The 13364-nt window shown below is 65.7% G+C and carries 15 protein-coding genes; 9 read left to right on the top strand and 6 right to left on the bottom strand.

All coding sequences use genetic code 11. The annotated features are described in order from the left end of the window. The first annotated feature begins 51 nt into the window (after positions 1-51). From TV39_RS02425 to TV39_RS02455, 7 genes are all read left to right on the top strand, one after another. Positions 52-477: a CoA-binding protein gene (locus tag TV39_RS02425; protein ID WP_043477811.1), complete on the top strand. Its 426-nt coding sequence runs from the start codon at positions 52-54 to the stop codon at positions 475-477. Between the two features lie 38 nt (positions 478-515). Beyond that, positions 516-926: an MmcQ/YjbR family DNA-binding protein gene (locus tag TV39_RS02430; protein ID WP_043477814.1), complete on the top strand. Its 411-nt coding sequence runs from the start codon at positions 516-518 to the stop codon at positions 924-926. After that, on the top strand, positions 923-1474 hold the full coding sequence (locus TV39_RS02435) for a DUF1990 family protein (RefSeq protein WP_043477817.1): 552 nt from the start codon (positions 923-925) through the stop codon (positions 1472-1474). Before TV39_RS02430 ends, TV39_RS02435 begins: the two co-directional genes overlap by 4 nt. A gap of 14 nt (positions 1475-1488) precedes the next feature. Further along, positions 1489-2139: a hypothetical protein gene (locus TV39_RS02440; protein WP_043477820.1), complete on the top strand. Its 651-nt coding sequence runs from the start codon at positions 1489-1491 to the stop codon at positions 2137-2139. A 4-nt stretch (positions 2140-2143) separates the two neighbouring features. Further along, a complete protein-coding gene (locus TV39_RS02445) occupies positions 2144-2461 on the top strand; it encodes a putative quinol monooxygenase (RefSeq protein WP_043477823.1) in 318 nt (105 codons plus the stop codon). 86 nt (positions 2462-2547) lie between these two features. After that, entirely contained in the window at positions 2548-2841 is a 294-nt protein-coding gene (locus tag TV39_RS02450; protein WP_043477826.1) for a DUF503 domain-containing protein, read from the top strand. 117 nt (positions 2842-2958) lie between these two features. Continuing rightward, on the top strand, positions 2959-3900 hold the full coding sequence (locus tag TV39_RS02455; protein WP_043477829.1) for a type IV toxin-antitoxin system AbiEi family antitoxin domain-containing protein: 942 nt from the start codon (positions 2959-2961) through the stop codon (positions 3898-3900). A 69-nt stretch (positions 3901-3969) separates the two neighbouring features. On the opposite strand, the gene purL is transcribed toward TV39_RS02455, so the two are convergent. From purL to purS, 3 genes are read right to left on the bottom strand one after another with little or no spacing between them, the layout of a single operon-like run. After that, positions 3970-6288, bottom strand: a complete 2319-nt coding sequence (gene purL / locus TV39_RS02460) for a phosphoribosylformylglycinamidine synthase subunit PurL (RefSeq protein WP_043477832.1) — start codon at positions 6286-6288, stop codon at positions 3970-3972. Then, positions 6285-7070, bottom strand: coding sequence for a phosphoribosylformylglycinamidine synthase subunit PurQ (purQ, locus tag TV39_RS02465; protein ID WP_043477835.1), 786 nt, complete (start codon positions 7068-7070; stop codon positions 6285-6287). The genes purL and purQ overlap by 4 nt, the downstream gene beginning before the upstream one ends. A 1-nt stretch (position 7071) precedes the next feature. After that, a complete protein-coding gene (purS, locus tag TV39_RS02470) occupies positions 7072-7323 on the bottom strand; it encodes a phosphoribosylformylglycinamidine synthase subunit PurS (protein WP_011690410.1) in 252 nt (83 codons plus the stop codon). 264 nt (positions 7324-7587) lie between these two features. Between purS and TV39_RS21530 the strand changes: the two genes are divergently transcribed. Both TV39_RS21530 and TV39_RS02475 read left to right on the top strand, forming a co-directional pair. After that, positions 7588-7773, top strand: a complete 186-nt coding sequence (locus tag TV39_RS21530; RefSeq protein WP_082049428.1) for a hypothetical protein — start codon at positions 7588-7590, stop codon at positions 7771-7773. A gap of 278 nt (positions 7774-8051) precedes the next feature. Continuing rightward, on the top strand, positions 8052-11186 hold the full coding sequence (locus TV39_RS02475) for a S8 family serine peptidase (protein WP_052500466.1): 3135 nt from the start codon (positions 8052-8054) through the stop codon (positions 11184-11186). A 92-nt stretch (positions 11187-11278) separates the two neighbouring features. On the opposite strand, the gene TV39_RS02480 is transcribed toward TV39_RS02475, so the two are convergent. Genes TV39_RS02480 through TV39_RS02490 form a run of 3 tightly spaced genes read right to left on the bottom strand, consistent with a single transcriptional unit; the run spans position 11279 to position 13144 of the window. Further along, positions 11279-11650, bottom strand: a complete 372-nt coding sequence (locus TV39_RS02480) for a hypothetical protein (RefSeq protein ID WP_043477842.1) — start codon at positions 11648-11650, stop codon at positions 11279-11281. Continuing rightward, positions 11650-12588: a hypothetical protein gene (locus TV39_RS02485; RefSeq protein ID WP_043477843.1), complete on the bottom strand. Its 939-nt coding sequence runs from the start codon at positions 12586-12588 to the stop codon at positions 11650-11652. Before TV39_RS02485 ends, TV39_RS02480 begins: the two co-directional genes overlap by 1 nt. A gap of 4 nt (positions 12589-12592) precedes the next feature. Next, entirely contained in the window at positions 12593-13144 is a 552-nt protein-coding gene (locus tag TV39_RS02490) for an SSI family serine proteinase inhibitor (protein WP_043477844.1), read from the bottom strand. Between the last annotated feature and the right edge of the window lie 220 nt (positions 13145-13364).

A 13364-nucleotide genomic window follows, 5' to 3' on the forward strand; every position in this document is an offset into this window, starting at 1 on the left:
ATTCATTTATTCGGGGATTATCCCGAAATGCCGCAGGAGTAAGGTAGATGCATGGCCCACGTTAACGATCCGGCAGTCATTGACCGACTCATGCGAACCAAAGGCACGTGGGCAATCGTCGGCCTCACAACCAACGAGTGGCGCTCGGCGTATGACGTCTCCTTATATATCCGCGACCGGATGGGCATGGAAATCATTCCGGTCAATCTCCCCGGTGATGACGTGCACGGGGAGAAGGGATACCGCTCCCTGGCGGACATCCCTGCGGAAAAGCACCCGATCGACGTCGTGGACTGCTTCGTGAACTCCCACAAGGTGGGGCCCGTCATAGACCAGGCCATCGCCATGGGAGCCAAGGCAGTGTGGTTGCAGCTTGGCGTGTTCGACGACGCCGCCGTGGAGCGCGCGAAGGCCGCCGGACTGGACGTGGTGGTCAACTCGTGCCCTGCCCGCGAAGGGTGGCGCGTGGGCATCTAGCCCCTGCGGGATGCGGTGCAGCCGGATAGGCTCGTGCTATGGACGTCCACACCCTCCGGAAGATCTGCCTGAGCTTCCCCGGCGCCTTCGAGGACTTTCCGTTCGGCCCGGAAACCTCCGTCTTCAAGGTGAGGGCGGCCGTGACGGGCGGGTCTCGGCACGAAGCCAAAATGTTTGCCGCGTCCGCGATGGATCCGGCTGACTGGTCGGTGAGCCTCAAGTGCGAGCCTGCGCTGGCCGAACAGCTCCGGGCCATCCATCCGGAAATCACCGGCGCCTGGCACATGAACAAGACGCACTGGAACGGGGTCCGGCTGGACGGAACGCTGCCGGATGACATGATCCGGGACATGGTGGAGGACTCCTACGACCTGGTGGTGGCCATGCTAAGCCGGAAGCAGCGTGAACAGCTGGGATGGGCCGGGCTCGCCAGGGAAGAAGGAACATGAAACGTAACCGCCGCCTTGCCCGAGGCACCCTGAATTACCCGGGTATTGGTACCACCGAACACGGACGGACGCCGGATGGCGTCCCCTGCGTGGTGACCCAGGCCTACCTCGGCGAGGGGGCGGCACTGTACCGGAGGGTGGCCCACGGGATCCTGGCCTGGCGGCTGCAGAAACGGTCCGGGCTTCGGGTCCGCGCCGACTCCGACGTCGTGGTGCCCGGCGCCCGCGTGGTGAGCGGATTCGGCGTAGGACCTTTCCGGATCAACGCGCCCTGCGAGGTGGTATGGGTACGCCGGCCGGTGCCCGGCGACGGGCCGCAAAGCGCAGGTTTCGGTTACGGGACCCTGCCCGGCCATCCGGTGCGGGGCGAGGAAGCCTTTGAAGTGGAACTGGACAACCGGGGGAGGGTATTCCTGAAGATCACTGCCTTCAGCCGGCCCGCCAACTGGTTTTACGCGGCGGGCAGCGCCGTCACAGCACGCGCACAAAGACACGTCACTTCCCGATACATTGGGAGTGCGCACGAACTGGCCGCAGGTGAAAGCTGATCAGGAGCAGGTGGATGCTGGAACAGAAAACCCTTGACCAATTGTGGAACTTCGATGATCCCGCCGGATCGGAATCCCGTTTCCGCACGGCAGCGGAAGACGAAAAATACGACGCCGACGAGCAGGCCGAGCTCGCCACCCAGGTGGGGCGGGCCATCGGGCTGCAGGGCCGCTACGAGGAAGCCGATGCCCTGCTGGACGCGATCGACGCCGATGAGCCCACCGTGGCCGTCCGCGTGCTCCTGGAACGGGGCCGCCTGCTGAACTCCAGCGGGCACGCCGCGATGGCCGTGCCGCTGTTTGAACAGGCCGCCGAACTGGCAGACCACCTCAGTGAGGAATTCCTCGCCGTCGACGCGCTGCACATGCTGGCCATCGCCGATCCGGAGCACGCCGAGTCCTGGACCCGCAGCGCCCTCGAGTATGCTTCCACGGTGCATGATCCGCGGACCAGGCGCTGGATGGTCTCGTTGCACAACAACCTGGGCTGGACGCTGCACCAGGCCGGGCGCTTCACCGAAGCATTGGTGGAGTTCCAGCTGGCCGAGCAGTGGGCGGAACGCGTCGGAACTCCCCAGCAGCAGGAATGGGCCCGTGAAGCGATTGAGGAGTGCCAGCAATCCCTCGCGGCCGGGCCCGGCATAGAAAAACAACGAAAGGCATAACCCCGTGATCTTCATTGTCGTCAAGTTCAAGGTCAAGCCGGACTGGTCGGAAAAGTGGCTGGGCCTGGTGGAGGACTTCACCACAGCGACCCGGCAGGAGCCCGGCAACCTGTGGTTCGACTGGTCCCGCAGCGTGGAGGACCCCAACGAGTTTGTCCTCGTGGAAGCCTTCAAGGACGATGCCGCCGGCGACCACGTCAACAGCGCACACTTCCAGAAGGCCATGGCTGATATGCCGCAGGCCCTCGCCGAGACGCCGCGCATCATCAGCCGCCAGCTCGACGGCGACGGCTGGGACCGCATGGGCGAACTCACCATCTGATCCTGTCCACCCCCCGTCGATTGCTCCGTAACGGCCCTTTTGAGCCCTCAAAACGGCGGTTACGGAGCAATCGATAGGCTTATGGCATGTGGATCGGATGGATTGAGTTCGACATCCTTCTGGGCGATGTGCACAGCCTCAAGGAGAAGCGATCCGTGGTGCGGCCGCTGCTCGCGGAGCTGAAGCGGCGCTTCGAGGTTTCCGTGGCCGAAGTGGGGGACCACGAACAATACCGGCGGACGCAGCTGGGCGCGGGCCTCGTGGCAGCCGACCGGGCGCACCTCGTGGAGGTGCTCACCGCCGTCGAACGCTTCGTGGCCAACCGCCCCGAAATGGAACTCCTCAGCGCCCGTCAGCGGGAGCTCCGCAGCGACGACTGATTCATCGATTGCTCCGTACGGGCCCTTCTGGGACCCCAGAACGGCCGTTACGGAGCAATCGATGGGATCTTGTGGATAACTTCTGCACGTCCATCGCCGCTCTGGTCTGATGAACCAATGAAGACCGCACGCCAGTTGCCGCATGGACTCCAAGCCCGACCCTTCACCGTTGCCGAGGCGGCGCGGGCAGGAGTATCACCCAAACGGCTGCGGCACGGATCGTTGACGCGCCTCGGCAAGGGGATCCGGGCGGAAAGCCCGACGGCGGAGCTCCCCTTGTGTATCAGGGTGCGGCCCTTCATTGAGGTCAACGAGCGATGCGCCGCATCGCACCTCACGGCGGCGGAACTCCTCGTGCTGCCGCGACGTCAGCAGAAGGGATCGCAGGATATGTTTCATGTCATCAGGCCTGAGGGCGAGGCGCACCTGAACCGACCGCATGTCATCGTGCACCGGATGAAGCTGTTCAGCGACGAGGTCACCACAGTCGACGGGATTTCCGTGACCACTCCGGAGCGGACCTGGCTGGACATGGCAGAAATGCTGTCGGTGGATGAGCTTGTGACCATGGGGGACAGCTGTGTTCGGATTCCGCGGGCAGCCTTTGAGGACCGGGACACGCCGCTATGCAGCGTGGCTGACCTTCAGCGGATGATTGACAGGCACAAGGGAAAGCGCGGATTGCGCAGGGCAAAGGAAGCCATAAAACTCATCAGGGTGGGCTCCGACTCGCCGCAGGAGACGCTCCTTCGGTTGGCAGTGGTCAGGGCTGGGCTGCCGGAACCAGAGCTGAACGTGCCCATCATCGGCGACGATGGTCGCCACCATCATGAGCCGGACCTTTCGTACCCGAAGTACAAAGTCGGAATCGAGTACGAGGGCGAGCATCACGGTGAGGAAGGCCAGGTGGTCCGGGATATCGCCCGTTCCGAGCGCTACGTGGCCCTTGGCTGGACCGAAGTCCGGATCTCCAACCGCCACATGGTCAACAAAGCGAAGCCGGCAGTATCCAAAATACGTACCGCGCTAGTCCAAGCCGGTTGGCGGCCCGGGCGTTAAGCAACGATTGCTCCGTAACTGCCGTTCTGAGGGTTCAAAAGGGCGGTTACGGAGCAATCGATGAGGGGCCTAGTCGAAGTACTTCGGCAGGGTGGCCTCGTGCGCTTCGCGGAGGGCGGCGAGGGACAGGGTGTCCACGCCGTTGATCTCCAGCTGGCCGCTCGCTGCGTCCACCACACCGATGCGGGTGTGGGCAAAGCCGCGGGCGGTGCACATGTCCGTGAACCGGACTTCCTCGGAACGCGGCACGCCAACAATGGCGCGGCCCTGTGTCTCGGAGAACAGCGCAGTAAACAGATCCACGCCGTCACGGTCCATGACGTCCTGCAGGGCAATCCGGGCACCCACACCGTAGCGCAGCGCGGACTCCACGAGCGCTGCCGCGAGGCCGCCCTCGGAGAGGTCGTGCGCGGAGTCCACCATGCCGTCGCGGGAGGCGTTGATCAGGATTTCGCCCAGGGCGCGTTCGGCGGCGAGGTCAACCTTCGGCGGCTGTCCGCCCAGGTGGCCGCGCAGGTTGGCCCATTCGGATCCGTCCAGCTCGGCCGCCGTCGTGCCCAACAGGTAGATGGCCTGGCCATCTTCCTTCCAGCCCGACGGCGTGCGGCGGGCGACGTCGTCGAGCTTGCCCAGCACTGCCACCACCGGGGAGGGATGGATCGGGGTGGTCCCGGTCTGGTTGTACAGCGAGACGTTGCCGCCGGTGACCGGGATGCCCAGCACCATGCAGGCGTCGGACAGGCCGCGGATGGCCTCGGCCAGCTGCCACATGACGTCGGGGTCCTCGGGGGAGCCGAAGTTCAGGCAGTCGCTGACGGCCATCGGTACGGCGCCGGAGGTGGCCACGTTGCGGTAGGCCTCGGCCAGGGCGAGCTGTGCGCCGTGGTACGGATCGAGGTAGGTGTAGCGGCCGTTGGCGTCAGTGGCCAGGGCTACGCCCAGGCCGGTTTCCTCATCCACGCGGACCACGCCGGCGTCGTCCGGGAACGCCATGGCGGTGTTGCCGCCGACGTAGCGGTCGTACTGGTTGGTGATCCAGGACTTGTCGCACATGTTCGGCGAAGCCACGAGTTCGGTGACGGCTGCGGCCAGTTCCGCCGGGGCGGAAGGACGGCCTGCGTCCTGCACGGATCCGGTGAAGGCGTCGGCCTGAACGGCGTCCTGCCATTCCGGGCGGGCATACGGGCGGTCGTAGACCGGGCCGTCGTGGGCCACGGTGCGCGGGTCGACGTCGACGATGACTTCGCCTTCCCACGTGATGATCAGGCGGCCGGTGTCGGTCACCTCGCCCAGCCAGGAGTACTCCACGGCCCACTTGTCCATGACGGCCTCGAAGGCGGCCACGTTCTCGGGGGTCACCACTGCCATCATGCGTTCCTGCGACTCGGACATCAGGATTTCGCCCGGGGTCAGGGTGGGGTCGCGCAGCAGCACCGAGGTCAGCTCGACTTCCATGCCGCCGTCGCCGTTCGAGGCGAGCTCGGACGTGGCGCAGGAAATGCCTGCCGCTCCGAGGTCCTGGATGCCCTCAACCAGGGAGCCCTTGAACAGCTCGAGGCAGCACTCGATGAGGACCTTCTCGGCGAAGGGGTCGCCCACCTGGACGGCGGGGCGCTTGGACGGCTTGGTGTCGTCGAAGGACTCGGAGGCCAGCACAGAGGCGCCGCCGATGCCGTCGCCGCCGGTGCGGGCGCCGAACAGCACCACCTTGTTGCCCTTGCCGGAGGCATTGGCGAGGCGGATGTCCTCGTGGCGCATAACGCCGACGGCCAGCGCGTTGACCAGCGGGTTGCCCTGGTACACGGAGTCGAACACCATTTCGCCGCCGATGTTGGGCAGGCCGAGGGAGTTTCCGTAGCCGCCGATACCGGCAACGGCACCGTGCATCACGCGGGCGGTGTCCGGGTGGTCGATGGCGCCGAACCGCAGCGGGTCCATCACGGCCACCGGGCGGGCGCCCATGGAGATGATGTCGCGGACAATGCCGCCGATGCCGGTGGCAGCGCCCTGGTAGGGCTCCACGAACGACGGCGAGTTGTGCGACTCGATCTTGAACGTCACGGCCCAGCCGTCGCCCAGGTTGGTGACGCCGGCGTTCTCGCCGATGCCCACCAGCATGTCCTTCTTCATCTCGTCCGTCACCTTTTCGCCGAACTGGCGCAGGTGGTTCTTTGAGGACTTGTAGGAGCAGTGCTCGCTCCACATCACGGAGTACATGGCGAGCTCGGCGCCGGTGGGCCGGCGGCCCAGGACCTTGACCACTTCGTCGAACTCGTTCTGCTTCAGGCCCAGTTCGGCCCAGGGGAGTTCGACGTCGGGGGTCTTGGCCGCGTTCTCGACGGTGTCGATGTTGAACTTCTTGTTGACGGTTTCAGCTGAGGTACTCACTTTGCGCCTCCCACAATCTTGTTCAATACGGAGGTGAAGAAACCGAGGCCATCGGTATCGGACCCGCCGTTTCCGGCGGAGCCGGACAACCCCGTCTCGGGGCCGAAGCCGGCCTCCACGGCATGCTCGGGGTGCGGCATGAGGCCCACCACGTTGCCGGCGGCGTTGGAGATGCCGGCGATGTCGCGGCGGGAGCCGTTCGGGTTGAAGCCCACGTAGCGGAACACCACGCGGCCTTCAGCCTCAAGGGCGTCCAGGACCTTCTCATCTGCGATGTACTGGCCGTCCTGATTCTTCAGCGGCACGGTGATTTCCTGGCCGGCGGCGTAGTCGCTGGTCCAGGCGGTGCTGTTGTTTTCCACGCGCAGGACCTGGTCGCGGCACATGAACTTCAGGTGGTCGTTCTTGATCATCGAGCCGGGCAGCAGGTGCGACTCCGTGAGGATCTGGAAGCCGTTGCAGATGCCAAGCACGGGAAGCTTGGCGTCGGAGTTGGCGGCGTCGATGATCCGGGACATCAGCGGTGCGAAGCGTGCGATGGCGCCGGCACGGAGGTAGTCGCCGTAGGAGAAACCGCCGGGAATCACGACGGCGTCGACGTCACCGAGGGTGGTGTCCGCGTGCCAGAGTTCCACCGGGGTGGCGCCTGCCAGGCGGACCGCCCGGGCGGCGTCGCGGTCGTCCAGTGTGCCGGGGAAGGTGACGACGCCGATGCGGGCGCCGGCGAGCCGCGGGTTGGCCGTCACGGCCACCGCCTCGCCAATCAGGGGGAGTTCAGTCATCTCAGGCCTCGACGACCTCGACGTTGACTACGTCCTCGATGACGGGGTTGGACAGCAGGGTTTCTGCGGCGTTCCGGGCCTGGGCCAGGATTTCCTCGGTCACCTCGCCGTCGACAGTGAGTTCAAAGCGCTTGCCCTGGCGGACAGAGCTAAAGGCAGTGAAGCCCAGCCGGGGGAGTGCACCCACGATGGCCTTCCCCTGCGGGTCCAGAATCTCGGGCTTGGGCATGACGTCGACAACGATCCGGGGCATCCGGTAACTCCTGTGCGTGAGCGTTGGGTAAGGGCGCAGCGGAGTGGTGCCGTCTCACGCTGGTCTGCTGCTGTGTTTACAGCCACTGCGGACTCCAAACATAAGACAGCGGGAACGAGCGCTCCGCGAGCTTGCTAGCCCATTCTACCGGGCGGAATGCGTCAACCCGCATTCGCGGGTTGACTGTGAAATGGGGCACTCGCCGGAGGATGAAGCACGACGCCGGCTCTGGTGGTGCGCCGGCACGCTCAGTAGGATTGCGGCATGGCTCAGAAACCCAAATCCGTACTTCTTCCGGTCATGGCTGCCGCAGTCTTCGCGGGCCTGGGTCGAATGGTGATGCAAAAGATCAAAGCAGACCGTGCTGCCCGGGACACGAATGTGGCCGGACCCATAGATGAGAAAACCCGCGCCTGGATCAGCGAGGTTGTTCGAACTCCGCGCCAATGACATCACCCCGCGTGACCTGAACACGTGACCTGACTGGATGACCTGAACAGAAGGCGGCTTCCCCTGCGGAAGCCGCCTTTTGTCGTCTCTGGCCGGAGCCTCGAGTGACAAAAGTACAACGACTGTTGTGTCCTATGTCATATCCGGCTCTCACTCTGTACTGTTTGACTCGGCTGGTCTCGCCGGATGACAGGAACTGTCATCGGGCTGCCTATTTCCAGCTGACCGAGACCGGCCGCACCGCCGGACCCGTACCTCATGAAAGGTTTCAGTCGCTCGTGAAATCAAAAGGAACAAGCCTTGTCCGGGGCGGGGGGCTCCGGAAGGCTGCAGCGTTGGCTGTAGGCCTCCCGCTGCTTCTCTCCTCCATCGCAGCGGGTCCCGCTACCGCGGCCCCTGCCAAACCCGGCGGGGTTGAACAGGCCAAAAACGTCAACCCGACAGACTACAAGGACGGCCGTTACATCGTGGTCCTCGCCGAGAAGGCCGCTGCTGCCTACGACGGCGGGACGGCGGGCATAGGGGCAACCAAGCCGCAGCAGGGCCGCAAGCTCGATGCCGGCAGCCAGAACTACAAGGCCTACGACGCACACCTCCGCAAGGCCCAGCGGGACGTCGCCTCCAAGCAGGGCGTCACCCCGACCAAGCAGTTCACGGGCGCGCTCAACGGCTTCGTGGCCGAGCTCACCGCGGCGCAGGCAGCCGGGCTTGCCAAGGACAGCAACGTACTCGTGGTGTCACCGGACGTGGAGAACACCCCGGACTACACCACCACCGACTTCCTGAAGCTCACGGGCAGCGACGGCGCCTGGGCAAAGCAGTTCGGCGGCGAATCCGGTGCGGGCAAGGGCGTGGTGGTCGGCGTGATCGACTCCGGCTACGCCCCGGACAACCCGTTCCTGCAGGGGGACCCGGTGCAGCCGCTCACGGGCAAGGCCCAAGTGGGTGTCCCTTATCTCACGGCGGACGGCAAGATCGCCATGCTCAAGGCGGACGGCACCACCTTCCAGGGCGAATGCCAGAAGGGCATCGAATCCGGTGTTTCCTTCGACGGAACCCTCTGCAACTCCAAGGTGGTCAGCGCCCGCTACTTCGCCGACTCCTTCCTGCAATACGTGGCGCCGGAACACCGCGCCGCCGAGGAACTGATCTCCCCGGTGGACGTGGGAAGCCACGGCACGCACACGGCCACCACCGCCGCCGGAAACGCCAACGTGGAACAGGTGATTGACGGCGCCAGCTTCGGCAAGAGCTCCGGCGTTGCCCCGGCCGCCAAGGTCTCCGTCTACAAGGTCTGCTGGGAAGACGACAACCCCACTACGGGCGGCTGCTACTCGTCCGCCTCGGTTGAAGCTGTTGACGCGGCCATCAAGGACGGCGTGGACGTCCTCAACTACTCCATCTCCGGCAACACCAACAGCACCACGGATCCCGTTGCGCTGGCGTTCCTGAACGCAGCGGCTGCCGGCGTATTCGTGTCGGCTTCGGCAGGAAACTCCGGCCCCACCGTGTCCACCGTGAACCACGCCTCGCCGTGGCTGACCACCGTGGCAGCCGCAACCTTCCCCAGCGACCTGCTGGGCACGGTGAAGGTATCCGACGGCAGCCTGTACCGGGGCGCTTCGATCATGAAGTCCGAAGTCAAGGACGCCGCCGTGGTGGTGGCCGCGGACGCAGCTGCCCCCGCTGCGCCGACCCCTGCGAACCTTTGCGGCCCGGGAACGCTGGACGCTGCCAAGGTCACCGGCAAGGTGGTGGTCTGTGACCGCGGCGTTGTGGACCGCACGGCCAAGAGCCTTGAGGTGAAGGCAAAGGGCGGCGTGGGCATGATCCTGGTCAACCTGTCCTCCAGCTCCGAAGATGCAGACAACCACGTGCTGCCCACCGTCCACGTCAACGCGCCCAAGAGCCTGGAACTGAAGTCCAGGCTCGCTGCCAATCCGGCGCTCACGGTGAGCCTCGTCAAGGGCGACCTCACCGGCGAACCGCTGCCGCCGGCGCCGCAGGTGGCCGGATTCTCCTCCCGTGGCCCGAGCCTGGCCTCCGGCGGTGACCTCCTGAAGCCGGATATCTCTGCTCCCGGCGTGAACGTCCTCGCGGGCGTCTCCACCATCGGCAACAACGGCGCCCAGTTCGGCTTCATGTCCGGCACCTCCATGGCTGCCCCGCACATTGCAGGGTTCGGAGCCCTGGTTCTCAGCAGGCAGCCCGCGTGGTCGCCTGCCATGGTCAAGTCCGCCATGATGACCACCGCCTACCCGCTGGTCAACGCTGACGGTACGCAGAACCGGAACCCGTTCGAAGGCGGGGCAGGGCATATTGACGCCACGCGGGTGCTGGATCCGGGACTCGTGTACAACTCGGACATCAAGCAGTGGCTGGCCTTCCTGAACGGCCAGGGCGTGGAGACCGGCGCACCGCAGGCCGGCAGCATTGCCGCGCGCGACCTCAACCTCCCGTCCATTGCCCTGGGCAGCCTGGTGGGTGAGATCCAGGTCAAGCGTCAGCTCACGGCGCTGGTTCCGGGTATGTACCGGCCCTCGGTGGACCTGCCCGGCGTCAGCGTCCACGTGGAGCCGCAGATGCTGAACTTCGCCAAGGCCGGTCAGACGCGCGAGGTCACCATCACCATCAAGAACGTCAGTGCTCCGGTGGGCAAATTCACCACGGGAACGCTGACCTGGAAGGGGCCGCGCACGGTCAGTTCGCCCATCGCGGTCCGCCCGGTAGACGCCCAGATTGCACCTTCGTTCTCCTTCAGCTCAGCCACGGGCACGGGCAGCGGAACCATGGACCTGGTCTCCGGCTCGGATTCGCCCATCGCAGTGGGTGTGGAAGGGCTTGCGCCCCTGTCCGAGACGGCCGTCACCAAAACACCCGGCGCGTACGCAGCAAAGAATGACGAACACAACGCACTCGTCAAAGTGGAGGTGCCCGCCGGTGCGACCTTCGCTCGGCTCGGCATCCAGGCTGAAACGGACGACGTCGACTGGGACATGGTGGTTTACGCGCCCAACGGAAGCGGCGGCCTCGCCGCAACCCAGGTGGCCACGGCATCTGCCAGCGAGTTCCTGAACCTGGAATCGCCCCGTGCCGGCACGTATTACATCGTGGCGAATCTGTACTCCACCCCGGAGAACGGACCCGCTTCCGCACACATCCAGGCCGTCTCGTTCCTCGGCAATTCCGGGAACCTTACTGTCAGCCCGAATCCGATCGTTGCCCCCAACGGCACGGCCACCACGGCCACAGCCAACTGGACCGGCCTGGCATCGGGATCCTACCTGGGCCGGCTGAGCCTGGGCGGAAACGGGATCAAGACGTGGATCAACGTCAAGGTGGGCAGCGACACGGCGCCCGCACCTGCCGGTGCCTCGGCGGTCACGCCCGTTGACGCCGTTCCGGGAACCTAGCCCGGAACGCCCCCGCTAAGTAAGCAGCGTCATCAGGAACGTCCCGGCAGCCGCAAGGCTCCCGGGACGTTCCCGCGTTTGTGGCTTGCCCGTCAGATCTGGCCGGTGGATCCTGGCGTGCCGCCGAACAACGGAGCCAGGGAGCGCCACCGCGCAATCTCGCAGCCGTCGGTCAGGCTGAAGCGGCTGTGGACGGGGCGGCCGTGGAACGTCCCCGTAACTACGGCCACCTGCGGGCCGCCATACTGCTGGGTGCACATCATGTCCTTCCGCCGCGGAACGAAGAAGACCTCGTGGCCGAAACGCTCGACGGCGGCCAGCGCCGCAGCGGGGTCCGGCAGGGTTGACCCTTTCAGGGCGGCAGCCTGCGGTGTTATCCCGTGGCGCACAATGAGGCGGAACTCGTGCTCCGGGGCGCCCGGCGCCTCGGTCAACCGGACGGTCAGGTCCACGTCGGCGGGCATCAGTCCCGGACCTCATCGATCAATGGCGCCAGGGCATCGAGCAGCCGCCTCCGCAGCTCCTGAGCCTCCGCGGCGAACGCCCGCTGGTGTTCCACGTACTCGGCCTTGCCGGCGGCTGTTTCGATCGGGATGGGCGGGTAACCCCACTCCTCGAGGTCGTACGGAGAGGCCTGCATGTCCATGGCGCGGACCCGCCAGGACAGTTCGAAGCAGTCCATGACGAGCTCGCTGGGCAGGGCCGGCGCCAGCTTGTAGGCCCATTTGTAGAGGTCCATGTTGGCATGCAGGCATCCTGGCTGCTCCATGGCGCGCTGGTTGTCCCGGCTCGGAGTAAGTTCGTTCAGGGGTGCCGCATCCGGCGTGTAGAAGCGGAAGGCGTCAAAGTGCGAGCACCGGATCCGGTTGTCCTCCACCACACGGTCGGTGCCCTCTGATCCGAGGCGCAGCTGCAGGTATTCGTGGCGCAGCTCAAACTTGTCCTGGTGGTACACCATCGCCCACTCGTGCAGGCCGAAACAGCCGAACTGGGCAGGCCGCGATGCCGTGGCGCGCAGGATTATTTCGGCGAACTGCAGTGCCTCCCTGCGCTCGGCCGCGAATGCGACGAGGTCAACGGTGGCGGCGGTGGTCCCGGGCGGCAGACCGGCAGCGGCGAGGTCGCCGTCGTCGAGCATCCTGTAGTACTTCCACTGGGAGCGGGCCGCGGCCTCAGGCCCGGTAAGGACCACGCTGGCGCCGGGGTGCCAGCGCAGGAGCTGGCCTGGTTTTTGGGTGTAGTACGTGAAGAGGAAATCCTCAACAGGGTGTTTCCTGCCAGCGGAGCGGCGGGCAAGGTAGGGGTCGGCGTAACGCCGGACCCGGGCCTGGTGGGCTGCTTCGTGCTGTTTCCAGGTGTCCGCCGGCAGCATCGTTTGCGGGCCGCGCTTCAGAATCTGCATCAGCCTAGGAGGCTCCGCCCGCAGACGCCAGGATGTCCTTGGCCGCATTCCACAGGCCGATCTCGCAGCCGTCTTTGCGGTTAAAGGACGAATCCACCGGTGTGTCATCCACGATCCCGGTGACGGTGGCCTCCTGCGGACCGCCGTACTGCTGGGTGCAGGCCTGGTCCGTTCCACGGGGCGCAGGGCTTAACACGGCAGGGTTTTCCTTCAACGCGGTGCAGGCCGCCGCGGCCGAGGGATGGCTGCTTTCGGCCGTCGGAACACCGTCCTTGCACACCAGCGTGTAGTTCAGGGCCGGTTCGGATGCCGAGGGCCTAACCATGATGGCGAGCTCGGCGTTTCCCTTGCCCGGGCCGGACGTACCTGGCGCGGCGGTCGGCGGAGGAGAGGGGGCCGGGACGGTTGTCTCCGTGTCCGGCGACGACGTGGCCGTGGGGCTGGCGGTGCTGGAGGTGGCCGAGGGTGAAGGAGTGGGCCCGCCCCCGCCCGGCGAGCAAGCCGAGAGCCCGGCGACGGATACCAGGACGAGTGCGTGAAACCATGCCTTACGCATTACCGGTCCTCCTCATTTTGGTTCATTCTATCGCCGGAGTTGCGCGATGAACCCTGCCGTTCGGCCCGGGGTCCCGGTTTGCAACCCCGGCGGCACGCTGAAGCCGGCGGGGGCGGAGATTAAATCTGTCCGGAACATCTCGATTCCGCAGCCCCACTCCGGTATGTTTCTCCCATCACTGGATGTATGGCCTCACGCCCACGTTGCGCCGACGTGGACG

The sequence above is a fragment of the Arthrobacter sp. SPG23 genome, from assembly GCF_000876655.1.
GTDB lineage: Bacteria > Actinomycetota > Actinomycetes > Actinomycetales > Micrococcaceae > Arthrobacter.

Coding starts and splice junctions, on each gene's coding strand:
- TV39_RS02425 (WP_043477811.1), top strand. CDS start 52: ATGGCCCACGTTAACGATCCGGCAGTCATTGACCGACTCATGCGAACC.
- TV39_RS02430 (WP_043477814.1), top strand. CDS start 516: ATGGACGTCCACACCCTCCGGAAGATCTGCCTGAGCTTCCCCGGCGCC.
- TV39_RS02435 (WP_043477817.1), top strand. CDS start 923: ATGAAACGTAACCGCCGCCTTGCCCGAGGCACCCTGAATTACCCGGGT.
- TV39_RS02440 (WP_043477820.1), top strand. CDS start 1,489: ATGCTGGAACAGAAAACCCTTGACCAATTGTGGAACTTCGATGATCCC.
- TV39_RS02450 (WP_043477826.1), top strand. CDS start 2,548: ATGTGGATCGGATGGATTGAGTTCGACATCCTTCTGGGCGATGTGCAC.
- TV39_RS02455 (WP_043477829.1), top strand. CDS start 2,959: ATGAAGACCGCACGCCAGTTGCCGCATGGACTCCAAGCCCGACCCTTC.
- purQ (WP_043477835.1), bottom strand. CDS start 7,070: ATGACTGAACTCCCCCTGATTGGCGAGGCGGTGGCCGTGACGGCCAAC.
- purS (WP_011690410.1), bottom strand. CDS start 7,323: ATGCCCCGGATCGTTGTCGACGTCATGCCCAAGCCCGAGATTCTGGAC.
- TV39_RS21530 (WP_082049428.1), top strand. CDS start 7,588: ATGGCTCAGAAACCCAAATCCGTACTTCTTCCGGTCATGGCTGCCGCA.
- TV39_RS02480 (WP_043477842.1), bottom strand. CDS start 11,650: ATGCCCGCCGACGTGGACCTGACCGTCCGGTTGACCGAGGCGCCGGGC.
- TV39_RS02485 (WP_043477843.1), bottom strand. CDS start 12,588: ATGCAGATTCTGAAGCGCGGCCCGCAAACGATGCTGCCGGCGGACACC.
- TV39_RS02490 (WP_043477844.1), bottom strand. CDS start 13,144: ATGCGTAAGGCATGGTTTCACGCACTCGTCCTGGTATCCGTCGCCGGG.